This is a genomic window from Phenylobacterium sp. (assembly GCF_041913825.1).
Lineage (GTDB): Bacteria > Pseudomonadota > Alphaproteobacteria > Caulobacterales > Caulobacteraceae > Phenylobacterium.
In genome coordinates, this window is the sequence record NZ_JAYSEO010000014.1 from 109773 (window position 1) to 133921 (window position 24149).

The following is a 24149-nucleotide window of genomic DNA, read 5'->3' on the forward strand; positions in this document are numbered from 1 at the left end:
CGAATCTCGACCTTGGGGATCCGGAGACCGTTATGGCCACCCGACCGACCTGGCAGGGCTACCTGCGCCTCAGCCTCGTGAGCTGCCCGGTGGCGCTCTACACGGCCACCTCGCGCACCGGCGAGGTGCACTTCAACATGCTGCACAAGGACACCCATAACCGGATCCGGATGATCCCCACGGATCCGGAGACCGGGCCGGTGGAGCGCTCGGACATCGTCAAGGGCTACGAGATCGAGAAGGGCCGCTACGTCGTCATCACCGACGAGGAGATCAAGTCGGTCCGCCTGTCGACCACCCGCACCCTCGACATCGAGCGGTTCGTCGGCGAGGACGAGATCGACCGGCTCTACTGGAACGACCCCTACTTCCTGGCCCCCGACGGCGACATGGCCGTGGAGGCCTTCGCGGTCATCCGCGAGGCCATGCGCAAGGAGGGACGCGTGGCGCTCGGCCGTCTGGTCATGCACCAGCGCGAGCGGCTGATGGCGCTGGAGCCGCGGGACCGCGGCATCCTGGCCTACACCATCCGCAACAACCGCGAGGTGAAGAAGCCCGAGGACATCTTCGCGAACATCCCCGAGGCGAAGCCGCCGGCCGCGATGATCGACATCGCGGCGAAGATCATCGACCAGCTCGAAGGCCCCTTCGACCCCAGCCAGTTCAACGACCGCTACGAGGACGCGCTGCGGGCCCTGATCAAGGAGAAGGAGAAGGGCGCCTCGGTCACCGCCCCGCAGCAGCCGCAGGAGGCGGAGGTCATCGACCTCATGGAGGCGCTGCGCCGCAGCCTGGGCCAGACGGCCGGCGGGGGCGAGCGCCGCAAGCCGGCCGCCAAGAGCGCCGCCGGTCGCACCGCCGCCAAGAAGACGACCACCAAGCCCGCGGCCAAGAAGGCGCCCGCCAAGAAGCGCGCCTGACCACGACCTCTTTCGAAACGGGAGACGACAAGATGAGGAAGACCCTGCTCACCACGGCCGCGGCCCTGTCGCTGGCCGGCCTGCTCGCCGCGTGCGACCGCTCGCCCCAGAACGCCGACGGAGCCACCGCTCCGGGCGATGCGGGCACCGCCATGGCGCCGGGCACGGTCGGCGGCGCCGACACCGGCCGCGACACGGGCGCCGGCGGCGAGGCCGGCGGCGCGGGCGAGGTGGGCGTTCCCGCCGAGACCGGCTCGCTCGGCCCCGGCTCCACCGGCGCGAACGCCAACGACTCGGCCGCGAGCGGCGCTGGCAACACCACCAACGACGCCCCGACGGGCGGCGGCACGACCACCCGCCCCTAGGGGCTCAGCCCGTGCGGCGGTCGTGGATCCGGCCCAGGCGGAAGCCGAGGGCCGCCCAGGCCGCCGCGATGGCCGCGCCCAGCAGGGCCACCGCAGCCCCCGAGCCCACCGCCGCCACGGCGGTGTTCAGCCAGGCGCTCAGGACGTCGCCGCCGCGGTAGACCACCGTGTCGATGGCGTTCTTGGCCTTGTACTTGGTCTCGTTGTCGACGCTGGTGAACAGCATCTCCCGGCCCGGCCGGACCAGGGCGTATTCGCCCACCCGCCGCAGGATCATCACCCCGGCCAGCACCGGAAAGGCCGCCGCCGCCGCCAGCAGGCCGAAGCCCGCCACCATCAGCACCGGCACCAGGGTCAGCAGGACGGTCACGCCGAGCCTCCTGGTCAGCCGCCCGGTCAGGAAGATCTGGATGAAGATGGTCAGGCTCTGCACCGCCACGTCGATCGCGGCGAACACCTGCGTCTGACGGGTGCGGTCGGGGAAGGTCACCTCCACCAGCCTCGCCTGCTCGAAGTAGAGGAAGGTGGTCACAGCCGTCAGCAGCAGAACGAAGACCGAGACGCCGATCAGGTAGGGCGAGCGCGCGATCAGCGTCAGCCCCGCCAGCACCCCGCCGCCGATGGGGCGGGACGCCGCCCGCGCCTCCTGCGCCTCTTCGGGCTGTCGGGCGCGCCAGGCCAGCAGGTAGCGCACCGGCGCGAGGCAGGCGACGAGCAGGCCGGCCGAGATCAGCAGCAAGCCCGCGTGGCCCACATGGCCGACCAGCAGGCCACTCACCAGCGGCCCGGTCAGGCCGCCCAGGCTCGAGCCGGCCGCCACCTGGCCGAACAGGCGCTTGGCCTGCCCCGGCCGTATCACGTCGGCCATGAAGCTCCAGCCGATCGACACCACGAAGAGGGTGAACATCGACAGCCAGACGTAGAAGCCGCGCCCCAGCCAGACGTCGTCGGCGGCCCGCCAGATGCCGAATGCGAAGGCCGCGAAGCTGGCGGCGAAGAACAGATAGCAGACCGGCAGCAGCCGCTCCCGCGGCACGGCCCGGGTCACCCAGCCGTAAAGAGGCGTCACCAGCAGAGTGACCACGAAGGTGCCGGTGAACAGCCACTGGAGGTTATCGACGCCGCCGGCCACGCCCATCGTCTCGCGGACCGGGCGCAGCATGAAGTAGCCGGTGAACAGCAGGAAGAAGAGCAGGAAGCCCGCGATGACGGCGGGGACTTCCTCCGGCTCGGCGACCACCAGACGCGAGAGGGCGGCGGGGACGCCCCGCCGGCGCGGCGCCTCAGAGGCCGTCAATGAACTGCTCCATACGGGTCCGCAGCGCGGCGTCGGGCAGGCGGCCGCGGGCGGCTCCGAGGTTGTCGTCCACATAGCGGGCCTGGGCCATGCCCGGCACAGCGCAGGTCACCGCGGGGTGGGAGACCACGTACTTGAGGAACACCTGGGCCCAGGTCGTGCAGTCGATCTCCCTGGCCCAGTCGGGCAGGGGCCGGCCCTGGGTGGCCTGGAACAGGCGTCCGCGGCCGAACGGCAGGTTCACCCACGCCGCCATTCCGCGGTCGCGGGCGAGCGGCAGGATGCGGTCGGCCGAGCCACGGTTGTCCAGCGCGTAGTCCACCTGCACCACGTCCAGGGTCTCGCGGCGCATCATCGCCTCGAAGTCGGCGTACTGGCTGTCGACGGAGGTGGTGGCTCCGACGTAGCGGATGCGGCCACCCTGTTTCAGCTCGCGCAGGGTGGCGAGCTGGTTGGCCGTATCGCGCAGATTATGCACCGCGATCAGGTCGATCTTGTCCGTCCTGAGCTTCTGGAACGAGGCCTCGATCTGCGCGCGCCCCGCCTCCTTGCTGTCGGCCCCGACCTTCGTGGCCAGGAACAGGCCGGGACGGATCTTCAGCTCGGAGACCAGCTCTCCCACCACCAGCTCGGCCTGTCCGTAGGAGGGGGCGGTGTCGATCACCCTGCCGCCCAGCTCGTGGAAGCGCTTCAGGGTGGCGCGCAGCGGCGCGCGCTCGGCCTCGCCTGGGGCGGCGTCGTAGCGCCGGGCGGTGCCTACGCCGATCACCGGCAGGCGCTCGCCGCTCGAGGGGATCGGCTTGGTGATCAGTCCGCCGGCCTGGGCGAGCGCTGGGATCGGCAGGGCGGCGGCCGCGGCGGCGGCGAGGACACTGCGGCGTGTGGCGGACATGGCGTCGGCTCCTGATGTTCGACGAACGCAGCAAAGCGGTTGGAAATCGCGAGCATGTGTCGGACCTTCGCCGACTTGCAACACCGCCCGAGGCCGAAATGACCGCCTACGTCGTAAACGAGATCACCGTCACCGATCCGGAGACCTACCGCACCTATGCGGCGGGGGTGCCAGAGACGCTGGCCAAGTACGGCGGCCGCTTCCTCGTTCGGGGCGGCGCGGTGGAGGCGGTGGACGGTGAGCCGCCCACCGGCCGGATCGTGATCGTGGAGTTCCCGTCGATGGCGCAGGCGCGGGCCTGGCGCAACTCGCCGGAGTACGGCGCGATCCTCGGCATCCGGAACGCCGCCTCCACCTCGCGGGTGTTCATCGTGGAAGGGGCCTGAGGCCTCAGGTCTTCTTCTTCATCAGGAGCTGGAAGGCCAGGATCACCGCCAGCACCACCACCGCCGCCCAGGCCAGTACGCGGATGGCGTCCACGAGGAAGCCCACCACCACGCAGGCGACGATCACCGCCAGCAGGATTCCGATCCACTTGCCCATCTTCAGCCCCTCAGCTTCCGGATCGCGGGCTCAAGCGGCCGCTCGCTGTCGAAATAGTCGGCCCAGGCCTTGGTCTTCTTCAAGAGCGCCGGCGCCGTGCGGATGGTCCAGCCCTTGGGGTTCAGCCCCGGCTTCACCTGGTCCCAGGTGAGGGGGAAGGAGACCGGCGCGCCCGGCCGCCCGCGCGGCGAGAGCGGGGCCACCGCCGTGCTCATCCGGTCGTTGCGCAGGTAGTCCAGGAAGATCCGGCCGACCCGCTTGGCCTTGGCCATGTTGACCACGTACTTGGCCGGTTCTTCGGCGGCGATGGCCAGGCAGACGTCCTGGGCGAACTTCTTGGCGGTGGGCCAGTCCATCTTGCCCTTCCCGTCCTTGAGCGGGGTGACCACGTGCAGGCCCTTGCCGCCGGTGGTCTTGCAGAACGGCACGAGACCGAGCTGCTCCAGCTTGTCCTTCACCCGCAGGGCGCCCTCGATGACCCGCTCGAAGGGGATGTCCTCGTCGGGGTCGAGGTCGAAGACCAGACGACCCGGCACCTCCGGCTGGAAGGGCTGGCAGTTCCACGGGTGGTATTCCACCGCGCCGATCTGGGCCATGGCCGCGAGCGCCTCGATCCGGTCGAGCTGGAGGTAGGGCTTGTGGTCGCCGAACACCTGCACCTCGGTGATCAGGCTGGACGAGCCCTTGCCGGCGTGGCGCTGGAAGAACCGCTGGTCGCCGTCGATGCCGTCCGGCATGCGGATGATCGAGCAGGGCCGGCCCTTGATGTGCGGCATCATCCAGGGGCCCACCGTCTCGAGGTAGCGGGCGAGGTCGAGCTTGGTCACCGGCTTGCCGTCGCCGCCGTCCGGCCAGAGCGCCTTGTCGGGGTTGGACAGCAGCACGCCCATCACCACCGGGTCGGCTTTCGCGGCGGCCCTGGCGCCGGTCTTCGGCTTCGGAGCCGCCTTGGCCTTCGCAGGCGCGGGATCAGGCAGTTCGGTGCTCAGCGGGGCCGGCGTCTCGGCCTCCACCTCCTGAGCGGGCTTGTCCTCGCGCAGCGCCTTGAAGGCGCCCTGGCGGACCATGCCGCCGCCGGTGAAGCCCGCGAACTCGATCTCGGCCACCAGCTCCGGCTCCGCCCAGTGGACGTTGGCCTCCTTGCGCGGCGCGCCGGGGCCGGTGAACGGGCTCTTCTCGCTCTCCACCGCCTGCAGCCGCGGCAGCACGCGGGCGACCTTGTCCCGGCCGAAGCCGGTGCCGACCCGGCCCACATAGACGAGCTTGTCCTCGCGGTAGACGCCCACCAGCAGGGAGCGGAGCTGGCCCGCCTCGCCGGTCCATCCGCCGATCACCACCTCGTGGCCCGCCCGGCACTTGGACTTCACCCAGTCCCCACCGCGGCCGGACCGGTAGGGGCTGTCCAGCTTCTTCGACACGATCCCTTCGAGGGACATGCGGCACGCGGACTGCAGCACGGCGTCTCCGGCGGTCTCGAAGTGGTCGACGTAGCGGACGCGCTTCTCGACCTTCTTGCCCGCAGCCTGCACCACCTGCCGGAGCCTGGCCTTGCGATCCCTCAAGGGGAGGTTCCGCAGGTCCTGGCCGTCGACGAACAGGGCGTCGAAGACGAAGTAGATCAGGTTGGCCGTCTTGCCGTCCGACAGGGCCGCCTGCAGGGCGGGGAAGTCGGGCGAGCCGTTGTGGTCCAGGGCGCAGGCCTCGCCGTCGTAGAGTCCATCCGGCAGGTGCGCCCCGTCGGCGGCGATCTCCTTGAACTTCGCCGTCCAGTCCAGGCCCGAGCGGGTCTTGATCTGCGCCTTGCCGTCCTCGACCCGAAGCTGCAGGCGATAGCCGTCGAATTTGATCTCGTGGCCCCAACCGGCGCCCGGGGGCGGCCGGTCCACCGACTTGGCCAGCACCGGCGCCACGAACCCCGGCAGGGCGGCGGCCTTGAGCTTCGGGGGCGGCGCAGCCTTCAGGGCCGCCGCCTTCTTCGCGGGCTTCGGCGCGCCCTTCGCGGCCTCCGTCTCGGCGCGGTTCGACTGCCAGACGTCCTTGGCCGAAGCCCGGGCGCGGCCGGCCTTCATGAACGGCTTCGGCCCCTTGCCCTTGCCGGCGGCGATCTCCTCCATCGTCCGGCCCGAGGCCACCGAGTTGAGCTCGGTCTCCACCGGCCCCGCCACGTCCAGTTCGTGGCCGTCGTGGTGCTTGATGAGGAGCCAGTTCTCCTTCTTCTCGAAGTCGCGCTTCTTCATCCGAACGAGGACGAAGCTGCCCTGCAGCCGCTCGCCCTCGAGGCGGAACTTGAAGTCGCCCTTCTTCAGCATGGCGTGGGGGTCGCCCTCGGGCTCCCAATAGCCGCGGTCCCACAGCATCACCGAGCCGCCGCCGTACTGCCCCTTGGGGATGGTGCCCTCGAAGTCGCCGTAGTCGAGCGGGTGGTCTTCGACCTCCACCGCCAGGCGCCGGTCGGCGGGGTTCAGCGACGGGCCCTTGGTCACCGCCCAGGACTTGAACACCCCGTCCAGCTCCAGCCGGAAGTCGAAGTGCAGGCGGGTGGCGGCGTGCTTCTGGATGACGAACCGCAGGCGGTTCGACGGCTTCACCGGCTCGTCGCCGCTGGGCTCCTCGGTCTGGGAGAAGTCCCGCATCGACTGGTACCGGGCGAGCTTCTTGTCCGCCAACGCGCGCTCCTTAGCTGGCCAGCGCGGTCCGTGCGGGCTCCAGCCCGGCGAGCTCGCTCACGAACGCATCGCGCCAGGCGGTGACGTCCTCGCGCTGGATGTTGTCGAAGAGAGCGCGCCAGCGGCGGATTCGCTCCTCCTTGTCCATGGCCAGCGCCCGCTTCATGGCGTCGGCCAGCTCCTCGGGGCTGTTCGGATTGACCAGCAGGGCTTCCTTGAGCTGCCGCGCGGCGCCGGCGAAACGCGACAGGATCAGCACCCCCGGATCCTCCGGGTTCTGCGCCGCCACGAACTCCTTGGCCACAAGGTTCATCCCGTCCCGCAGCGGCGTCACCAGCCCCACCCGGGCCACGGAGTAGATCCCGGCCAGCTCGTCGCGGCGGTAGTTCTTGTTCACATAGCGGAACGGCTGCCAGTCCACGTCGGCGAACTCGCCGTTGATCCGGCCCGACAGGGCGTCAAGGCGGGCGCGGATCTCCTGATAAGCCTCCACGCCCTCGCGGCTGACGGGGGCGATCTGCAGCATCAGGACCTCGCGGCGGAGGTCCGGATTGTCGGCCAGCAGCCGCTCGAAGCCGAGGAACCGCTCCTCCAGCCCCTTGGAGTAGTCCAGCCGGTCGACGCCGACGATCAGCCGCCGGAACACGGTGCAGGCGGTCATGATGTCCCGCATCCGCCCGGCCTTGGGGGAGCGAACCATCCGCGCGAAGTCCGGGGCGTCGATGCCGATCGGGAAGGCGCCGACCCGCAGGGTCCGGCCGAACGCCTTGAGGCAGCCGGGCGCGAGCTGTTCGCCCTCGGCCTCGGCCAGCACGTACTCCTCGAAGGCCTGCCTGAACTCGGTGGTCTGGAAGCCGACGAGGTCGTAGTCGAACATCGCCTGCACGAGCTGACGGTGGCCGGGCAGGGTGGTCATCAACTGGTGCGCCGGCCAGGGCACGTGCAGGAAGAAGCCCATCCGGTTCTTCAGCCCGAGCCTGCGCAGCTCCCGCGCCAGCGGGATCAGGTGGTAGTCGTGCACCCAGATCAGGTCGTCCGGCTCCACCAGCGGCCGCAGCGTCTCGGCGAACCGGCAGTTCACCCGGTGGTAGCCCTCGCCGTAGGCCCGGTCGTAGGCCGTCAGGTCGGTGCGGTAGTGGAACAGCGGCCACAGCGTCTTGTTGGCGTAGCCATTGTAGTACTCGTCGTAGTCGGTCTCCTCGAGGTCGATGGTGGCGACCGTCACCCCGTCGATCTTCTGCATGGCGAGCTGGCCGGTGAACTGCGGCGTGGTCTTGCCGCTCCAGCCGAACCACAGGCCCGAGTACTCGCGCAGCGCCGCGGCCAGCGCCATGGCCAGGCCGCCGACGCTCTCGTCGCCCTTGCCGGAGGGCGGCTGGACGCGGTTGGAGATGACGATGAGCCGGCTCACAGGGCGGCCTCGAGCCAGTCCAGCACTTCGTCGACGCCCAGCAGGCGGAAGCTGGCGGCCGTCTCCCGGGGCGGGCCTACGAGGATCCCGACGCCGCCGGCCGCCTGCACTGCCTCGAAGCCGTGCTCGTCGGTGGCGTCGTCCCCGATGAAGATCGGCCGGTGACCGGCGAACGGCGCCTGGCCCAGGAAGGCGCGGACGCTGTCGCCCTTGGTCGGACCCGGCGTGCGCAGCTCCTCGACCATGTCGCCGTGCTGGAGGGTCAGGCCGGTCTCCTCGGCGATCTCCTCGGCCAGCCGCTGGGCGGCCGCGGCGTGGGAGCGGGCGAGGCGGTAGTGGAGGGCGACGCTCAGCCCCTTCTCCTCGACGATCAGCCCGGAGTCGCGGCCGGCGAAATCGCGGAAGCGGGCGGCCGCGGCGGGCAGCCCGGCGTGCGGCGCGGCCTCCTGGGTGCGGCCGTCGGGCTCGCGGCGGACGAGGCCGTGCACCGCCGCCACGGAGGTCACCCGGGCCTCCAGGATGCGGTCCACGTCGGCCAGGGTGCGGCCGCTGACCACCGCCAGCCGGCCGTCCATGGCGTCGGTCAGGCGCTCCACGAGCCGGGTCCGGCGACTGTCCGGGCGCACGTCCTGTGGCCGGGCGGCGATCGGCGCGAGGGTTCCGTCCAGGTCGAGGAACAGCGCGGCGTCCCTGAGCAGCAGCGGCTTGGGCGACGGAAGCGCGATGGTGAGGTCCTCGATGGTCATGAAAACGCCGACGCCCCCGTGGGCAGGATTACGCGCAACGGCGCCCCGCGATCCGCGCGAGGTCTCCCGTCCGAGGCTTCAACGCCCGAACGGCCTTGACGTTTCCTTCGCCAATCGTCGCTATGCGCCCCTCCTGAACCTGACGTAACGAGAGGCGCCGAACGATGGCTGGAACGCCGCAGGCCGATGTGATCGTGCTGTTCGGCGGCGCGGGGGATCTCGCCCGGCGCATGCTCCTGCCCTCGCTCTACTTCCTGGACTCCGACGGCTTCCTGCCCGACGGCTTCAAGGTGGTGGCCACCGCCCGCACCGAGATGACCCGCGACGGTTTCCTCGACATGATGCGCGCCGACCTCGCCGCCCGGCCGGAGGGCCTCGACGAGGCGGTCTGGAAGCGGTTCGCCTGGCGCGTGGAGTACGTCGCCGCCGACGCCACCACCGAGGAAGGCGCCGCGCTGCTGAAGCCGCACCTTGCGGGCTCGCGCGCGCCGATCTTCTACCTGGCGCTCTCGCCCAGCCTCTACGGCCGGGTCTGCGTGGCGCTCGCGGCGGCCGGACTGGCCGGCGACGACAGCCGGATCGTCCTGGAAAAGCCCATCGGCCGGGACCTCGAATCCTCGAAGGTCATCAACGTTTCGGTGGGCGCGGTCTTCGACGAGGAGCGGATCTTCCGGATCGACCACTACCTCGGCAAGGAGACGGTCCAGAACCTGATCGCGCTCCGCTTCGCCAACACCCTGTTCGAGCCGCTGTGGAACAACCTCACCGTCGACCACGTGCAGATCACGGTCGCCGAGACGGAAGGGGTGGGCGAGCGCTGGCCCTACTACGACGAGTACGGCGCGCTCCGCGACATGCTGCAGAACCACATGCTGCAGCTCCTCTGTCTGGTGGCCATGGAGCCGCCGGCCGACCTCGACCCCGAGTCCGTGCGCAACGAGAAGGTGAAGGTGCTGCGTTCGCTGCGCCGCTTCACCCGCGCGGACGCCCAGAGCGCCTCGATCCGCGGCCAGTACACCCCCGGCGTGGTCGGCGGGAAGCAGGTCGGCGGCTACGAGCAGGAGCGCGGCCAGCCCTCCGACACCGAGACCTTCGTGGCGCTGCGGGCCGACATCGACAACTGGCGCTGGGCCGGAGTCCCGTTCTTCCTGCGCACCGGCAAGCGGCTGCCCGAGCGGCGGACCCAGATCGCCATCCAGTTCAAGGGCGTGCCGCACTCGATCTTCGGCGGCGCGGCCAAGGACGACCTCACCGCCAACCGGCTGGTCATCGACCTGCAGCCGGACGAGGACATCGAGCTGCTCCTCATGAACAAGGCGCCTGGCATCGCCCAGGGCGGCATCCGCCTGCAGTCCCTGCCGCTGTCGCTGTCGCTGATGAAGGCCTACGAGGGCCCGGGGGCCCGGCGGCGCATCGCCTACGAGCGGCTGCTGCTGGACGTGATCGTCGGCAACTCCACCCTGTTCGTCCGCCGCGACGAGGTGGAGGAGGCCTGGCGCTGGGTCGACGGCGTCGCGCAGGCCTGGAAGGAAGCCGGCATGGCGCCCAAGCCCTACGCCGCCGGCTCCTGGGGCCCGGCCGGGGCATTCGCCCTCATCGAGCGCTCCGAACGCGCCTGGTACGACTGAGGCTGGTCAGCCCGTGTTGTCGCCGGCGGCGTAGGGCGTCGGCTCGCCGAACCGGTGCGGGTCCTGGCCCAGCGCCATGCGCAGCTTGGTGATCTCCTGCGAGGTCTCGAGCATCTCGACGATCTCGTAGAACGCCTCCTTCTCGTCGATCTCGCCGGTCTTCGACAGGTGGTCCGCCACCCGGTCCTGGATGCGGCTGATCAGGGCGTCGGCGGCCTCCGCCGCGGCGCGCAGCTCCTCGGGGCTCCCGTGGCCTTGCGAGTAATCCGTCATGCGCTGTGGACGCGGAACCGCAGCGAAGGTTCCCTAGCGCACGCTGGTCCAGGGCCTGGACAGCAGGGTCGCGCAGTTGATCAGGCCGACCAGGGAATAGGTCTGCGGGTAGTTGCCCCAGAGCTCGTCGCCCGCGAAGGAGATGTCCTCGGAGAGCAGGCCGGCGGCCGTGCGCCGGTCCAGCATCTGCTCGAAGAGGGCGCGCGCCTCCTCCGTGCGGCCCGACAGGTGCAGGGCCTCGATCAGCCAGAAGGTGCAGAAGTTGAACGCCGTCTTCGGCTCGCCGAAATCGTCGGGGATGGCGTAGCGGAGCATGAACGGGCCGCGCCGCAGCCCCGCCTCCACCGCCGCCATGGTGGCCTGCATCCGCGGGTCGTCCGGGGAGGTGAAGCGCACGTCGATGAGCTGCAGCAGCGAGGCGTCGAGCTCGTCGCCGCCGAAGGTCGCCGCATAGCGCCCGAGCTCTGCGTTCCAGGCCTTGCTCTCGATGGTTTCGCGCACCTGGGCGGCGCGCGCGTTCCAGTACCGGGCGCGGTCGGCCAGGCCGAGCTTCTCGGCGGCGTTGCCCAGCCGGTCGCAGGCCGCCCAGCACATCACCGACGAATAGGTGTGCACCGCCTCCCGGCCACGGAACTCCCAGAGGCTGGCGTCCGGCTTGTCGTGCAGTTCGAACGCCCGCTCGCCGATCGGCTCCAGCGCCCGGAAGTCGTCCACCGTCGCCGGCCGGAACAGGCGCTCGTCGAAGAAGGCCTGCACGGTCGACAGGATGATCTGGCCGTACACGTCGTGCTGCAGGTGCTCGTGCGCCTGGTTGCCCACACGCACCGGCCCCATGCCGCGGTAGCCCGGCAGGTGCGGGGCGATCCACTCGGTCAGCACCGGCTCCAGCCCCACGCCGTAGACCGGCTGCACGTGGCCGGCGCGCGCGGAGTCCACCACCACCGCGGGCCCGAGGCCGCCGGCCCCGGCGGCGCCGTAGACCGGCGCCTGGTCGCCCTTGCGGGCCTGGTCCACCAGGTTGCGGAGGTAGACGAGGTAGTTCTCCAGCATGTCCGCCGCGCCCAGGCGGTTCAGCGCCTGGACCACGTAGTAGGCGTCGCGCAGCCAGCAGTAGCGATAGTCCCAGTTACGCGCCTGGCCGGTCTCGTCGGCGTGCTCGGGGACGGAGGTGGTCAGGGCGGCCACGATGGCCCCGGTCTCTTCGTAGGCGCAGAGCTTGAGGGTGATCGCCGCGCGGATCACCGCCTCCTGCCATTCCAGCGGCACCGACAGCGTCCGGACCCAGCTCCGCCAGTAGTCGGTGGTCTCGCGCAGCATGCGCGCGGTGGTGGTCGCCACGTCGGCGTCGAAGCCTTCGTCGGGTCCCAGGAACATGGCGATCGGCTCCTCCAGCCGAAACGTCCGCTCCTCCTTGATGTGGCTGATCGGGCAGTCGGTGGTGAGCCGCAGCGTCGCCTCGGGCGTGATGAACCGCATGTGGTTCGAGCCCACCGTCACGGGCGGATCGTGCTCGCCATAGTTGGCGGTGGGGCGCAGCCGGATGCGGATCCTGGGCGTGCCCCACAGCGGCCGGATCAGCCGGATGAAGGCGATGGGTCGGTAGACCCGGCCGAACTGCCGGTATCTCGGACAGAAGTCGAGGATCTCGAACCGCGCGCCGGATCGGTCGGAGATCTCCGTGCGCAGGATGGGCGTGTTGCGCAGGTAGCCCTGGCGGACCTCCGCCTGCTCCTCGGCCTGGATGTCCCAGACGCCGCGGGCGATCTCGTCGCCGGCGTCGCGCCCGCTCAGCAGGCCCGAGAAGAACGGGTCGCCGTCCACCCGGGGCACGCAGGCCCACACGAAGCGGCCGGCCCGGTCGATCAGGGCGCTCGCGGTGCAGTTGCCGATCGGGAACAGGTCCAGGTTCTGGGCCAAGCTGTGGGTCCCTCGTTGTGATGGTTCGCGCTGGCGGGCGGAGCGCCCCGGTTTCCGCTCGACGCGGACTAAACGTCCCTTGATAAGCTTGGCTCCGGAAGCCGCGCGAGTCGTTGTGCGTTCTCGCCGGCGCACCCCAACACACAGACGGAAGAGAGCCCGGATGATCCGAGCCCGCAGAGCCCGCATCGTCGCGACCCTGGGTCCCGCCAGCCGCAACCGCATCGCCGAGCTCGCCCGCGCCGGGGCGGACGTCTTCCGGGTGAACTTCAGCCACGGGGCCCATGCCGACCACGCCCGGACCATTCAGGCGGTGCGCAAGGCCGAGGCGGAGGTGGGGCGGCCGATCGCGGTGCTCGCCGACCTGCAGGGGCCGAAGCTGCGGCTCGGCAAGTTCGCGGACGGCGTCGTGCGGCTGAAGACCGGCCAGGACCTGCGGCTCGACCTGGATCCGGCGCCCGGCGACGCCAGCCGGATTCAGGTGCCGCATCCGGAGATCTTCGCGGCGCTGCGCAACGGCGCCACCGTCCTGCTCGACGACGGCAAGGTGCGCCTGCGGGTGGTCCGCCACGGGCCAGACTTCGCGGAGACCATCGTCGAGGCGGGCGAGCAGCTCTCCGACAACAAGGGCCTCAACCTGCCGGGCCTGGCCATCCCGATCCCGGCGCTCACCGAGAAGGACCGGCGGGACCTCGCCTTTGCGCTCGACCAGGGGGTGGACTGGGTGGCGCTGTCGTTCGTCCAGCGCGCCTCCGACATGGCCGAGCTGCGCCGCCTGGTGAACGGCCGCGCCTCGGTGCTGGCCAAGATCGAGAAGCCGGCCGCGCTCGACGTTCTCGACGAGATCCTCGACCTCTCCGAGGCGATCATGGTGGCCCGCGGCGACCTCGGCGTGGAGCTGAATCCGGAGGAGGTGCCCGTCGCCCAGAAGCGGCTGATCCGCGCCGCGCGCCTCCGCGGCATCCCGGTGATCGTCGCCACCCAGATGCTGGAATCGATGATCCACTCGCCGACGCCGACCCGGGCCGAGGCGTCCGATGTCGCCGGCGCGGTCTACGAGGGCGCGGATGCGGTGATGCTGTCGGCCGAGAGCGCCGTGGGCGACTACCCGCTGGAGGCCGTGTCGATCATGGACCGCATCCTCACCCGCGTGGAGAATGACCCCCGCTGGCCCGAGCTGATGCGCGCTGAGTATCCCGTGGAGGACGCCGACGCCGACGCCCTGGTGGCCGCCGCCCGCCGCGCCGCGGAGGCCGCCTCCACCGCCTGCCTCGTGGCCTTCACCACCACCGGTCAGACGGCGCTCAGGCTGTCTCGCGAACGGCCGCTGCAGCCGACCCTGGCGCTCACCCCGCAGCTCGACACCGCGCGCCGCCTGGCCCTTGCCTGGGGCGTGGAGTCCCGAGTGATCGCCGAGCTGTTCGACCCGGAGGAGCTGGCCCGGGTGGCCGTGAAGAACGCCGCGGAAATGGAGCTCGCGCCGCCCGGCCAGCGGGTGCTGATCCTGGCCGGCCTGCCCATGGGTTCGCCCGGGGCCGCCAACATCCTGCGCCTGGCGCACACGCCACGGCGCTAGGCAGGGGCTTGAGCCTTCCGCCGCGCCGGGTTTTAACCCGCCATGGTCGAGACCTACGCGACGTCAACCGCTCTCGCCGAGGCCTGCGCGCATGGCGTCGAGGCCTGCCTCAAGCGCGGCTTGGACACGCGCGGTCGCGCGAGCCTCGTGGGCACCGGCGGCCGCTCGCCGGGCCAGGTCTACGACCGGCTGCGAAACGCCCGGGTCGACTGGGCGCGGATCATCGTCACCCTCTCCGACGAGCGTTGCGTCGCCGCCGACGCGCCGGAGTCCAACGCCCGCCTGCTCGACGAGCGGCTGTTCCAGGGCGAGCCGGCCAAGGCCCACTTCCTGCCGCTGTGGCCGGAGCCGGACGAAGCCGCGCTGCGTGCGCTGCTGCCGTTCGACGCCGTCCTGCTCGGCATGGGCGAGGACGGCCACGTGGCCTCGCTGATCCCAGGCGACCCGGGCCTGGGGGAGGGGCTGAATCCGGCCGGCCAGCGCCTTACATTGCCGGTGCCGGCCGGGCTGGGCTCGCCGCCGCTTCCGCGGATCACCCTCACCCTGCCGGCGCTCCTGCAGGCGCGCGCCATCTTCCTCTTGATCGCCGGGGACGCTAAGCGCGAGGTGATCGACCGCGCCCAGGCCGGAGCCGACCTGCCGGTCCGGGCGATCCTCGTCCAGGATCAGGTCCCCGTCCGCGTCCTCTGGGCGCCGAGCCATTGAGGTCTGAGATGCATCCGGTCACGGCCGAGGTCACCCAGCGCATCGTCGAGCGCAGCCGCGAGACGCGCGCCGACTACCTGGAGCGGATGAACGCCGCCCGCTCGGCCGGCGTCGGCCGGGCCAAGCTGTCCTGCGCCAACTTCGCCCACGCCTTCGCCGCGGTGGGCGAGGGCGACAAGCAGCGGATGCGTGACCCCACGGCCCCGAACGTGGCGATCGTCTCCAGCTACAACGACATGCTCTCGGCCCACCAGCCGCTGGAGCGCTTCCCGGCGATCATCAAGCACGCCGCCCGCGAGGTCGGGGCCACGGCCCAGTTCGCCGGCGGCGTGCCGGCCATGTGCGACGGCGTCACCCAGGGCCGCCCGGGCATGGAGCTCAGCCTCTTCTCGCGCGACGTCATCGCGATGTCGACGGCGGTGGCGCTGACCCACGACGCCTTCGACGCGGCCCTGATGCTCGGCATCTGCGACAAGATCGTGCCCGGGCTGACCATGGGCGCCCTGGCCTTCGGGCACCTGCCTGTAATCTTCGTGCCCGGCGGGCCGATGACCTCGGGCATCTCCAACGCCGACAAGGCGCGCACCCGCGCGCTCTACGCCGAGGGCAAGGCGACTCGCGAGGAGCTGCTGGACTCCGAGATGAAGTCCTACCACGGGCCGGGCACCTGCACCTTCTACGGCACGGCCAACTCCAACCAGATGATGATGGAGATGACCGGCCTGCACCTGCCGAACTCCGCCTTCGTCACGCCCAACACCCCACTGCGCGACGCGCTGGTGGCCGCCGCCGCCCGGCGCGCGGTGGAGATCCGCGACGGGACCAACGACTACACCCCCATGTCGGCGGTGTTCGACGAGAAGAGCGTGGTCAACGCCCTCGCCGGCCTGCTGGCCACCGGCGGCTCGACCAACCACACCCTGCACCTCGTGGCCATGGCCATGGCGGCCGGCATCCGGATCACCTGGGAGGACTTCGACGACCTCAGCCGGGTGACCCCGCTGATTGCCCGGGTCTATCCGAACGGCAGCGAGGACGTGAACGCCTTCCACGCGGCCGGGGGCATGGCTTTCGTGATCCGTCAGCTCCTCGACGCCGGCCTCGCCCACGAGGACGTCATGACCGTCGCCGGCCCGGGTCTGCGCCGCTACATGGCCGAGCCGTTCCTGGACGGCGACCGGCTCGTCTGGCGCGAGGGGGCCGCGGCCTCGCTCGACCGCGACCTGCTGCGGCCGGTGGACGACGCCTTCCAGGCGGAAGGCGGACTTCGCCTGCTGAAGGGGCCGCTGGGCCGCGCGGTGATCAAGACCTCGGCCGTGAAGCCGCAGCACCTGGTGATCGAGGCGCCGGCGCTGGTGTTCGACGACCAGGAGCAACTGCTCGCCGCCCACAAGCGGGGCGAGCTCAACCGCGACTTCGTGGCGGTGGTGCGCTTCCAGGGTCCGAGAGCCAACGGGATGCCGGAGCTGCACTCGCTCACGCCGGCCCTGGGCGTGCAACTGGACAAGGGCTATCAGGTGGCCCTCGTCACCGACGGACGGATGTCCGGCGCCTCGGGCAAGGTGCCGGCCGCCATCCACGTGACGCCGGAGGCCGCCGACGGCGGCGCGCTGGCCTATGTGCGGGACGGGGACATCATCCGGCTGGACGCCGTGACGGGGGAGCTCGCCATCAAGGTGGAGACGAACGAACTGATGAGCCGCACGCCGGCCGCCTGCCCGCCCTCGGGCTTCGGCTACGGCCGCGAGCTCTACGGCTGGATGCGCCGCGCCGCCGGCCCGGCCGACGCCGGCGCCTGCGCCCTCTTCGAGGCCGCCTAGGTGAAGGTCCAGTATGCGGGCCTCGTGGGCGACGTGGGCGGCACCAACGCCCGCTTCGCGGTGGTGGACGCCCAGGGGCACATCCGCAATCCGCGGATCTTCCCGGCCAAGGACTACGGCGCCATCGCCGACGTGATCGGCGAGTACCTGGAGACCACCTGCGGCCGCAAACGCCCGCCTCGTGCGGTGATCGCCGTCGCCGGGCCGGTGGTCGACGGGGAGATCGAGTTCACCAACCTTGACTGGCAGATCTCCGAGGGCGAGCTGATCGCCGACTTCGGGTTCGAGGCGGTGAAGCTGCTGAACGACTTCGCCGCCCAGGCCCTGGCCTGCCCTATCCTCGATCCGGAAGAGCTGAAGCCGCTCGGGCCGAAGCTGAAGGGCGGCTCCGACTGCCCCATGGTGGTGCTGGGCGCCGGCACCGGCTTCGGCGTCGCCGGCCTCGCCCGCGCCGACCGCGGCGACGTCTCGGTGGCCACCGAGGGCGGCCACGCGGCCTTCGCGCCGAGCGACGAGGTCGAGGTGGAGGTCTGGCGGCGGCTGAACGCCCGCTTCGGCCGGGTCTCCGTCGAGCGCATCCTGTCGGGCCCTGGCCTTTACGACCTCTACCGCGCGCTCGCCGACATCGAGGGCTCCAACGCGCCGCTGGAGGACCAGCGGGCGGTCTACGAGGCGGCGGCCGCCGGCGACGGCCTGGCCGGCCGAACCCTCGACCGGTTCTGCGGCATCCTGGGCGCCGTGGCCGGCGACCTGGCGCTCACCTTCGGGGCGCGCGGCGGCGTGTTCATCTCCGGGGGGATCGCGCCGAAGCTGGTGGACCGGCTCGCCTCGGGCGGCTTCCGCGCCCGGTTCGAGGACAAGGGCCGCCTCTCCGACTACGTGAAGCAGATCCCCACCTCGCTCGTGCTGCACCCCTACCCGGCGATCGTCGGGGCGGCGCGCGAGCTCGAGCAGATGGAGCGCCTATGAAGATCCAGGACATCCTCACCCGCGCCCCGGTGATCCCGGTCCTGATCATCGAGGACGTGGCTCACGCCGTGCCGCTTGGACGCGCCCTGGTCGAGGGCGGCCTGAGCGTCCTCGAGATCACCATGCGCACCCCGGTCGCCGGCGAGTGCATCCGCCGCATGGCCGGGGAGATCGAGGGCGCGGTCGTCGGCGCCGGCACCGTGCTCACCGCCAGGATGCGCCAGGAGGCCGCCGACGCCGGCTCTCAGTTCGTGGTCAGCCCGGGCCTGATCGACGGCGAGACGGCCGACGGCCCCGTGCCCCTGCTGCCGGGCGTCGCCACCGCCACGGAGCTGATGGCGGGCCTCGCCGCCGGCTTCGAATGCTTCAAGCTGTTCCCGGCCAACGTGGTCGGCGGCGCCGGGGCGCTGAAGGCCTACGCCAGCCCCTTCCCGCAGGCGAAGTTCTGCCCCACGGGCGGCGTCAGCGCCGCCAACGCGCCCGAATACCTGGCGCTGCCGAACGTCCTCTGCGTCGGCGGAAGTTGGGTCGCGCCGACGGACGCCGTGAAGGCCGGCGACTGGGGCCGCATCACCGCGCTCGCTCGCGAGGCCGCGGCGCTCGGCCAGCGCCCGCCGGCGGCCGTCGAAGGCTGATGGCCAATCCCAACGAGCAGCTCCGCTGGCTCGTCACCGCCCGTGCGCGGCCGGGCGAGCCCGGGGCGGCGACGGTCAGCGTGCTGGCCCGCAACGCGCTGGTCCCGGAGCTCGCCTTCGACATGTCCGTCGACTGGCATGCCGGCGCGGAGGCTCCCGACGTGGAAGGCCGCGCCCTCGTCATCCTCGCCATGCTGTTCAAGGAGCTCGCCGCCGAGTGCGAGCGCGCCGCGGGCAGCCGGTTCTCGGAAGGCTAGCGCCCCACGAAGTTCCCGGCGCGACGCTCGTTCACCGCCCGCACGCCCTCGGCGAAGTCATCGGTGGCCCGCAGGATCGTCTGCTCCCGGTGCTCCAGCGCCATCTGCGCGCGGGCCGCCTCCAGCAGGCCGGCCCGCGAGGTCTTGCGGGTGGCGACCACCGCCAGCGGCGCGTTCTCGGCGATCTCCCGGGCGAGCGTCATCGCCGCCCCGCGCAGCGCCTCGGCCGGGACCACCTCGTCCACCAGGCCCCAGGCCAGCGCCTCCTCGGCCCTGATCCGCCGGCCGGTGAGGAACATCAGGTGCGCCTTCTGCTCGCCGATCAGCCGCGGCAGGGTGTGGGTCAGCGCGAAGCCCGGGTGGAAGCCCAGCTTGACGAAATTGGCCGCGAACCGGGCCTCCGGCGCGGCGATGCGGAAGTCGCAGGCGACGGCCAGACCGAGGCCAGCGCCCACGGCCGCGCCCTGTACGGCGGCGACGATCGGCGTCTCCACGGCGAACAGCCGCGCCGCCTGCTGGTAGAGGGCCGAGACCCCGTCCATGCCGATGGCCACCCGGTCGTCCGAGCGGGCGAGGTCGGCCCCGGCGCAGAACGCCTTGCCCTCCGCCTGCAGCACGATGCACCGCGCCCGGTCGCTGGCGTCGGCCGCCTCCAGCGCCTCGGCCAGGTGCTCGATCAGCTCCACGGAGACGAAGTTGGTCGGCGGCCGGTCGATGGTGACCACGGCCACCTGGCCGTCCGAGGTCGCAGTGATGTTCTCGCCGTACGCCGACTTCATTTTCGGGTCCCCAGAAGGTTGCGGGCCACCACCCACTTATGGATCTCGGTGGGGCCGTCGTAGATGCGCATTGTGCGGAGCTTGGCCTGCATGAGCTGCAGCGGCAGCTCCTTGGTGACTCCCATGGCCCCGAACGCCTGCATGGCCCGGTCCAGGGTCTCATAGGCCATCTCGGTGGCGTACCACTTGATCATGCTGATCTCGTTGCGCACGTCGCGGCCCTGGTCGAGCTTCCAGGCGCAGTCGTAGGTCATCAGCCGCGCGGCGTGGATCTTGGTCGCCGCCTCGGCCACCCAGAACTGGATGGCCTGCCGCTCCGACAGGGGCGCGCCGAAGGTCGTCCGCTGCGGGGCGTACTCCACCACCATGTCCAACGCCCGCTGGGCCATGCCCACCGACCAGGCGGCCATCTGGATGCGCCGGGTGCCTAGCCTCGTCTGCATGGGCGCGAAGCCCTGGCCCTCCTGGCCGAGCAGCTTCCAGCCCTCGACCCGGCAGTCCTCCAGCGCGACCTCATAGGTGTATTGCCCGCCTACCATCGGAATGCGGCGCAGCACGTTGAACCCGGGCGTCCCCTTGTCGACCAGGAAGGCCGAGATGCCGCCGCGGGCCCTCTTCTCGGCGTCGGTGACCGCCATCAGGATGGTGAAGTCGGCGTCCTGCGCCCGGGTGATCCAGATCTTACGGCCGTTGATGATCCAGTCGTCGCCGTCGCGCACCGCCCGGGTGGTCATGCCGGCCGGATCGGAGCCGGCGCCGGGCTCGGAGATGCCGATGGCCGAGACGGTCTTGCCGGCCACGTAGGGCGCCAGGTAGGCCTCGCGCTGCCGCTCGTTCACCGTCTGCATCAGCATCCGCAGGTTCGGGCTGTCGGGCGGCAGGGTGTAGGGCGTGACGGTGCGGCCGATCTCCTCCTCGACGCCGACCATGGCGGTCATCGGCAGGTCGGAGCCGCCGACGTCCTCGGGCGCGTCCAGGCCGAACAGGCCGAGCTCGCCGGCGACCCTGTCCAGCCGGGCCTGCTCCTCGGCGGCGAGGTAGGCGCCCTTGCCCTCGGCTTCGCGGACCATGACGCCAGCCTCCAGCGGCATCAGCTCGTCACGGACGAACCGGGCCACCAGGTCCCTGAGCATGCGGTGATCTTCGGAGAGTTCGAAGTCCACTGGCGTCCCCCCACGTCATTCTGTCTTATCGGCGATCATAACCGGCAAAGACCGAGAGGGGAGAGCGGACGTGGCGGAAACCCGACAACTGGAGTCCAAGGCGACCGGCCCGCTGGCGGGCGTGCGCGTGCTGGACCTGACCAGCGTGGTCAACGGGGCCTACGCCACCCAGATCCTCGCCGACCAGGGCGCCGACGTGATCAAGCTGGAGGATCCCGGCTCGGGCCGCGGGGCCGGCGGCGACATCATGCGCTGGGCCGGGCACGTGCCGGAGGGGACGCCGCGCGACATGGGCCCGATCTTCCTGGCCATCAACCGCAACAAGCGTTCGGTGGTGCTGGACCTGAAGCAGGAGAGCGCGCGGCGCGCGATCCGCCGGCTGATCCGGTCCTGCGACGTGTTCGCCGCCTCGATCCGTTACGAGGGGCTGAAGCGGCTGGGGCTCGGCTACGAGGACGTGAAGGCCATCCGGCCCGACATCGTCTACGTCCACGCCGCGGGCTACGGCTCCGACGGGCCCTACGCAGGCGAGCCGGCGTACGACGATCTGATCCAGTCGGCCTCGGGCCTGGCCGACGTCCTGCCGCGCACGGACGGGAACCCGACGCCGCGCATCCTGCCGACGCTGGTGGCCGACAAGGTCTCGGGCCTGTTCATGGCCCAGGCGGTGACCGCCGCCCTGCTGCACCGCGCGCGGACCGGCGAGGGCCAGTTCGTCGAAGTGCCGATGCTGGAGTGCGTGACCAGCTTCCTGCTCGTCGAGCACCTCTACGACCACACCTGGGAGCCGGCGATCGGCCAGTGGGGCTACCAGCGGGTGATCAATCCCTACCGCAAGCCTTTCGCCACCAAGGACGGCTACATCGGCCTGCTGCCCTACACCGACCGGCAGTGGGACCAGTTCTTCGAGGTCGCCGGCTTCGGCGAGCAGATCAAGCAGGACCCGCGCTTCGCCGACTACGCCACCCGCGCCAAGCACACCCACGAGCTCTACGCCCTGGTGGAGGAGGCGGCCGCCACCAAGACCACCCAGGAGTGGCTGGACCTGCTGAAGCCGCTGTCGATCCCGGTGGTGAAGACCAACCGCATGGACGACCTGGACGCGGAGCCGCACCTGAAGGCGGTGGGCTTCTTCCAGACCTACGAGCACCCGGAGGCCGGCCGCTACCGGGCCATGAAGCCGCCGGTGAAGTTCTCCCGCACGCCCGCCAACATCCGCCGCCATCCGCCGAGGCTCGGCGAGCACACGGACGAGATCCTCGCCGAGGTGCGCGACGGCGAGGAGGCATGAGGTGCGCATCTCGATCATCGGTTCGTCGGGCTCGGGGAAGTCGACGCTCGGCCAGCGGCTGGCCGAGGCCTGCGGCCTGCAGCGGGTCGAGCTCGACGCGCTGAACTGGCAGCCCGGCTGGGTCGGGCTGCACCAGGCGGACCCGCCGGCCTTCATCGCGCGGATCCGGGCGGCCGTCGCGGGCGACCGCTGGGTGACCGACGGCAATTACGGGGTGGCCCAGGAGGTCATCCTGCCCAGGGCCACGCACCTGATCTGGCTCGACTACGAGCGGCCGCTGATCATGCGCCGGGTGATCCGCCGCTCGTTCCTGCGGGCGCTGACCAAACGGGAGCTGTGGGCCGGCACCGGCAACCGCGAGGAGTTCCGGCGCTGGCTCGCCAAGGACCATCCGATCCGCTGGGCCTGGGACACCTTCCACCGCCGCCGCGCCCAGTACGCGGCGCTGTTCGAGGACCCGCGCACCGCCCACCTCGAGAAGCACCGCCTCCGCCACCCGAAGGCGGCGGAGGCGCTGGTGGCGGCGTTGGCCGCCGCCTAGGCCGGCCCGAACACCGGCACGGGCGGTCCGCCCTCGGTGTCCTGGAAGCGGACCTTCACCCGCAGGCCGATCTTCAGGTCGTCGGGCGCGAGGCCGACGAAGTTGGTCAGCACGGCCGGGCCCTCGTCGAGGTTGACGTAGCCGATGGCGTAGGGGCCGCTCGGCGACTTGCGCATCACCGAGAAGGTGTAGACCTCGCCTTCGCCGGGGCTCTCCTCCCACACGGTCTCGGCCGACAGGCAGAACGGGCAGACCGCGCGCGGGTACCAGTGGGCCTTGCCGCAGGGGACGCAGCGCTTGATCAGGAAGCGGCCTTCCTTCGCCGCCTCCCAGAAGGGCTGGCTCTCGATCGTCACCGGCGGGGCCGGGATCGGACGGGTCATGGGCTTGTTGGCGTCTTCGGACATGCTCAGGCCTCCCGCTCGAGGATGACGGTGGCGGCGCCATGGCGGACGCCGAGCGAGCCGCCGGTGCCGTGGGCGATGGCCAGGTCGCAGTTCGCGACCTGCACCTTCGGGTGGGCCTCGCCGCGGAGCTGGCGGACGGCCTCGATCACCTTGGTGATGCCGCCGCGGTTGGTGGGGTGGTTGTTGCAGAGGCCGCCGCCGTCGGTGTTGAACGGCAGCTTTCCGACGCCCGAGATCAGGTTGCCGTCGGCGACGAACCGGCCGCCCTCGCCCTTCTTGCAGAAGCCCAGGTCCTCGAGCTGCATCAGCACCGTGATGGTGAAGCTGTCGTAGATCGAGGCGTACTTGATGTCGGCCGGCGTGACGCCCGCCTCCTCGAACGCCCGCGGACCGGACCAGACGGCGCCGGAGTGGGTGAGGTCCAGGTCGTGGCCGCCCATGGGCCCCTTGGGGCTCTCGCCGGCGCCCAGGACCCGCACCTTGGGCCGGTTCAGGCTCCTGGCCACCTCCGGCGAGGTGACGATCAGGGCGCCGCCCCCGTCGGTGACCACGCAGCAGTCCAGCAGGTGCAGCGGGTCGGAGATCATCCGCGAGTTCACCACCTCCTCGACGGTGACCACGTTCTTCAGGAAGGCGTGCTCGTTCCACTGGGCGTGGTGGCTCGCGGCCACCTTGATCCAGGCGAGCTGCTCCGAGGTCGTGCCGTACTCGTACATGTGGCGCATGGCGCACATGCCGTAGGTGTTGTGCGTGGTGCCGCCGTAGATCTGCTCGTAGCCGGCCTCGGGCGGGCCGTCGGTGAGCACGGTTCCGCCGGCGGGGCCGCCGCGCATGCTGGCGCCCGGCCGGTTGCCGCCGTTGCGCGGCCGGCCGGCGAGGGTGATCAGGGCGACGGTGCACTTGCCCGCGGCGATCGCCTGGGCGGCGTGGCCCACGTGGGCGATGTAGGAGGAGCCGCCCATCTCTGTGGAGTCCACGTGGCGGACGTTCCGCAGGCCCATGTAGTCGGCCATGGACAGCGGGCCGAAGCCCGGCGCGTCGCCGGCGCAGAAATATCCGTCCACGTCGGCCGAGGTCAGGCCGGCGTCCTTCAGCGCGCCCAGGGCGGACTCGGCGTGAAGCTGCGGCGTGGACTTGTCGGGCGCATCGCGCGTCGGGTGCTCGTAGGCCCCCATCACATAGGCCTTGCCCTTGATGCTCATGACCCTCCCCAAACAATCGTTCAAATGAATGGTACGGGCTTAGCAGCAATGCCCCGGCGTCAGGAAGTGGCGCGTGCGAAGTCGCTCCCCCGTCGGGGGAGTTGTCGGCGGAGCCGACGGAGGGGGCTGAACCGGGCGTCTGGGCG

Annotated in this window: 24 protein-coding genes; 12 read left to right on the top strand and 12 right to left on the bottom strand. The window is 71.1% G+C overall.

Annotated elements, in window-relative coordinates:
• Positions 1–32 precede the first annotated feature (32 nt).
• Positions 33–920 carry a Ku protein gene (locus ACE3Q8_RS13730; RefSeq protein ID WP_374470839.1) on the top strand — a complete coding sequence of 296 codons (888 nt, stop codon included), beginning with the start codon at positions 33–35 and terminating at the stop codon, positions 918–920.
• A 32-nt stretch (positions 921–952) separates the two neighbouring features.
• On the top strand, positions 953–1285 hold the full coding sequence (locus ACE3Q8_RS13735) for a hypothetical protein (protein ID WP_374470840.1): 333 nt from the start codon (positions 953–955) through the stop codon (positions 1283–1285).
• A 4-nt stretch (positions 1286–1289) separates the two neighbouring features.
• On the opposite strand, the gene ACE3Q8_RS13740 is transcribed toward ACE3Q8_RS13735, so the two are convergent.
• Both ACE3Q8_RS13740 and ACE3Q8_RS13745 read right to left on the bottom strand, forming a co-directional pair.
• Positions 1290–2582 carry an NTP/NDP exchange transporter gene (locus ACE3Q8_RS13740; protein WP_374470841.1) on the bottom strand — a complete coding sequence of 431 codons (1293 nt, stop codon included), beginning with the start codon at positions 2580–2582 and terminating at the stop codon, positions 1290–1292.
• Positions 2569–3474 carry an aldo/keto reductase gene (locus ACE3Q8_RS13745; protein WP_374470842.1) on the bottom strand — a complete coding sequence of 302 codons (906 nt, stop codon included), beginning with the start codon at positions 3472–3474 and terminating at the stop codon, positions 2569–2571. The genes ACE3Q8_RS13740 and ACE3Q8_RS13745 overlap by 14 nt, the downstream gene beginning before the upstream one ends.
• Before the next feature lie 98 nt (positions 3475–3572).
• Between ACE3Q8_RS13745 and ACE3Q8_RS13750 the strand changes: the two genes are divergently transcribed.
• Positions 3573–3860, top strand: coding sequence for a DUF1330 domain-containing protein (locus tag ACE3Q8_RS13750; RefSeq protein WP_374470843.1), 288 nt, complete (start codon positions 3573–3575; stop codon positions 3858–3860).
• A 4-nt stretch (positions 3861–3864) separates the two neighbouring features.
• Here ACE3Q8_RS13750 and ACE3Q8_RS13755 read toward each other — a convergent pair whose 3' ends face one another.
• From ACE3Q8_RS13755 to otsB, 4 genes are read right to left on the bottom strand one after another with little or no spacing between them, the layout of a single operon-like run.
• Positions 3865–4017, bottom strand: a complete 153-nt coding sequence (locus tag ACE3Q8_RS13755; RefSeq protein ID WP_374470844.1) for a hypothetical protein — start codon at positions 4015–4017, stop codon at positions 3865–3867.
• Positions 4018–4019: 2 nt separating this feature from the next.
• Positions 4020–6683 (bottom strand): DNA ligase D, encoded by a 2664-nt coding sequence (gene ligD / locus ACE3Q8_RS13760; RefSeq protein ID WP_374470845.1) that lies wholly within the window; start codon positions 6681–6683, stop codon positions 4020–4022.
• Between the two features lie 10 nt (positions 6684–6693).
• Complete coding sequence (locus ACE3Q8_RS13765; protein ID WP_374470846.1) at positions 6694–8094, bottom strand: trehalose-6-phosphate synthase; 1401 nt, start codon at positions 8092–8094, stop codon at positions 6694–6696.
• Positions 8091–8840, bottom strand: coding sequence for a trehalose-phosphatase (otsB, locus tag ACE3Q8_RS13770; RefSeq protein WP_374470847.1), 750 nt, complete (start codon positions 8838–8840; stop codon positions 8091–8093). Before otsB ends, ACE3Q8_RS13765 begins: the two co-directional genes overlap by 4 nt.
• Before the next feature lie 164 nt (positions 8841–9004).
• Here otsB and zwf point away from each other — a divergent pair, with 164 nt between their 5' ends.
• On the top strand, positions 9005–10468 hold the full coding sequence (gene zwf / locus ACE3Q8_RS13775; protein WP_374470848.1) for a glucose-6-phosphate dehydrogenase: 1464 nt from the start codon (positions 9005–9007) through the stop codon (positions 10466–10468).
• Between the two features lie 6 nt (positions 10469–10474).
• Here the strand turns inward: zwf and ACE3Q8_RS13780 are convergent, their stop codons facing one another.
• Both ACE3Q8_RS13780 and ACE3Q8_RS13785 read right to left on the bottom strand, forming a co-directional pair.
• On the bottom strand, positions 10475–10741 hold the full coding sequence (locus ACE3Q8_RS13780; protein ID WP_374470849.1) for a hypothetical protein: 267 nt from the start codon (positions 10739–10741) through the stop codon (positions 10475–10477).
• A 33-nt stretch (positions 10742–10774) separates the two neighbouring features.
• On the bottom strand, positions 10775–12658 hold the full coding sequence (locus ACE3Q8_RS13785; RefSeq protein WP_374470850.1) for a glycoside hydrolase family 15 protein: 1884 nt from the start codon (positions 12656–12658) through the stop codon (positions 10775–10777).
• 163 nt (positions 12659–12821) lie between these two features.
• Between ACE3Q8_RS13785 and pyk the strand changes: the two genes are divergently transcribed.
• Genes pyk through ACE3Q8_RS13815 form a run of 6 tightly spaced genes read left to right on the top strand, consistent with a single transcriptional unit; the run spans position 12822 to position 18620 of the window.
• On the top strand, positions 12822–14234 hold the full coding sequence (gene pyk, locus ACE3Q8_RS13790; protein WP_374470851.1) for a pyruvate kinase: 1413 nt from the start codon (positions 12822–12824) through the stop codon (positions 14232–14234).
• A 42-nt stretch (positions 14235–14276) separates the two neighbouring features.
• A complete protein-coding gene (gene pgl / locus ACE3Q8_RS13795; protein WP_374470852.1) occupies positions 14277–14939 on the top strand; it encodes a 6-phosphogluconolactonase in 663 nt (220 codons plus the stop codon).
• Positions 14940–14947: 8 nt separating this feature from the next.
• Positions 14948–16759, top strand: coding sequence for a phosphogluconate dehydratase (edd, locus tag ACE3Q8_RS13800; protein ID WP_374470853.1), 1812 nt, complete (start codon positions 14948–14950; stop codon positions 16757–16759).
• On the top strand, positions 16760–17728 hold the full coding sequence (gene glk / locus ACE3Q8_RS13805; protein WP_374470854.1) for a glucokinase: 969 nt from the start codon (positions 16760–16762) through the stop codon (positions 17726–17728).
• The gene (gene eda, locus ACE3Q8_RS13810; protein ID WP_374470855.1) at positions 17725–18363 is read left to right on the top strand and encodes a bifunctional 4-hydroxy-2-oxoglutarate aldolase/2-dehydro-3-deoxy-phosphogluconate aldolase; all 639 of its coding nucleotides are present in this window, start codon (positions 17725–17727) and stop codon (positions 18361–18363) included. The genes glk and eda overlap by 4 nt, the downstream gene beginning before the upstream one ends.
• Positions 18363–18620 (top strand): hypothetical protein, encoded by a 258-nt coding sequence (locus ACE3Q8_RS13815; RefSeq protein ID WP_374470856.1) that lies wholly within the window; start codon positions 18363–18365, stop codon positions 18618–18620. The genes eda and ACE3Q8_RS13815 overlap by 1 nt, the downstream gene beginning before the upstream one ends.
• On the opposite strand, the gene ACE3Q8_RS13820 is transcribed toward ACE3Q8_RS13815, so the two are convergent.
• Both ACE3Q8_RS13820 and ACE3Q8_RS13825 read right to left on the bottom strand, forming a co-directional pair.
• On the bottom strand, positions 18617–19399 hold the full coding sequence (locus ACE3Q8_RS13820; RefSeq protein WP_374470857.1) for an enoyl-CoA hydratase/isomerase family protein: 783 nt from the start codon (positions 19397–19399) through the stop codon (positions 18617–18619). The genes ACE3Q8_RS13815 and ACE3Q8_RS13820 overlap by 4 nt on opposite strands.
• Positions 19396–20562, bottom strand: coding sequence for an acyl-CoA dehydrogenase family protein (locus ACE3Q8_RS13825; protein ID WP_374470858.1), 1167 nt, complete (start codon positions 20560–20562; stop codon positions 19396–19398). The genes ACE3Q8_RS13820 and ACE3Q8_RS13825 overlap by 4 nt, the downstream gene beginning before the upstream one ends.
• A gap of 70 nt (positions 20563–20632) precedes the next feature.
• Between ACE3Q8_RS13825 and ACE3Q8_RS13830 the strand changes: the two genes are divergently transcribed.
• A complete protein-coding gene (locus ACE3Q8_RS13830) occupies positions 20633–21853 on the top strand; it encodes a CaiB/BaiF CoA transferase family protein (RefSeq protein ID WP_374470859.1) in 1221 nt (406 codons plus the stop codon).
• Between the two features lies 1 nt (position 21854).
• Entirely contained in the window at positions 21855–22394 is a 540-nt protein-coding gene (locus tag ACE3Q8_RS13835) for a hypothetical protein (RefSeq protein ID WP_374470860.1), read from the top strand.
• Here the strand turns inward: ACE3Q8_RS13835 and ACE3Q8_RS13840 are convergent.
• The gene (locus tag ACE3Q8_RS13840; protein ID WP_374470861.1) at positions 22391–22801 is read right to left on the bottom strand and encodes a Zn-ribbon domain-containing OB-fold protein; all 411 of its coding nucleotides are present in this window, start codon (positions 22799–22801) and stop codon (positions 22391–22393) included. The two genes, ACE3Q8_RS13835 and ACE3Q8_RS13840, sit on opposite strands and share 4 nt — an antisense overlap.
• A 2-nt stretch (positions 22802–22803) precedes the next feature.
• The gene (locus tag ACE3Q8_RS13845) at positions 22804–24003 is read right to left on the bottom strand and encodes a thiolase domain-containing protein (protein ID WP_374470862.1); all 1200 of its coding nucleotides are present in this window, start codon (positions 24001–24003) and stop codon (positions 22804–22806) included.
• Positions 24004–24149 lie beyond the last annotated feature (146 nt).

Coding starts and splice junctions, on each gene's coding strand:
- ACE3Q8_RS13730 (WP_374470839.1), top strand. CDS start 33: ATGGCCACCCGACCGACCTGGCAGGGCTACCTGCGCCTCAGCCTCGTG.
- ACE3Q8_RS13735 (WP_374470840.1), top strand. CDS start 953: ATGAGGAAGACCCTGCTCACCACGGCCGCGGCCCTGTCGCTGGCCGGC.
- ACE3Q8_RS13745 (WP_374470842.1), bottom strand. CDS start 3,474: ATGTCCGCCACACGCCGCAGTGTCCTCGCCGCCGCCGCGGCCGCCGCC.
- ACE3Q8_RS13750 (WP_374470843.1), top strand. CDS start 3,573: ATGACCGCCTACGTCGTAAACGAGATCACCGTCACCGATCCGGAGACC.
- ACE3Q8_RS13755 (WP_374470844.1), bottom strand. CDS start 4,017: ATGGGCAAGTGGATCGGAATCCTGCTGGCGGTGATCGTCGCCTGCGTG.
- otsB (WP_374470847.1), bottom strand. CDS start 8,840: ATGACCATCGAGGACCTCACCATCGCGCTTCCGTCGCCCAAGCCGCTG.
- zwf (WP_374470848.1), top strand. CDS start 9,005: ATGGCTGGAACGCCGCAGGCCGATGTGATCGTGCTGTTCGGCGGCGCG.
- ACE3Q8_RS13780 (WP_374470849.1), bottom strand. CDS start 10,741: ATGACGGATTACTCGCAAGGCCACGGGAGCCCCGAGGAGCTGCGCGCC.
- pyk (WP_374470851.1), top strand. CDS start 12,822: ATGATCCGAGCCCGCAGAGCCCGCATCGTCGCGACCCTGGGTCCCGCC.
- pgl (WP_374470852.1), top strand. CDS start 14,277: ATGGTCGAGACCTACGCGACGTCAACCGCTCTCGCCGAGGCCTGCGCG.
- edd (WP_374470853.1), top strand. CDS start 14,948: ATGCATCCGGTCACGGCCGAGGTCACCCAGCGCATCGTCGAGCGCAGC.
- eda (WP_374470855.1), top strand. CDS start 17,725: ATGAAGATCCAGGACATCCTCACCCGCGCCCCGGTGATCCCGGTCCTG.
- ACE3Q8_RS13815 (WP_374470856.1), top strand. CDS start 18,363: ATGGCCAATCCCAACGAGCAGCTCCGCTGGCTCGTCACCGCCCGTGCG.
- ACE3Q8_RS13820 (WP_374470857.1), bottom strand. CDS start 19,399: ATGAAGTCGGCGTACGGCGAGAACATCACTGCGACCTCGGACGGCCAG.
- ACE3Q8_RS13840 (WP_374470861.1), bottom strand. CDS start 22,801: ATGTCCGAAGACGCCAACAAGCCCATGACCCGTCCGATCCCGGCCCCG.
- ACE3Q8_RS13845 (WP_374470862.1), bottom strand. CDS start 24,003: ATGAGCATCAAGGGCAAGGCCTATGTGATGGGGGCCTACGAGCACCCG.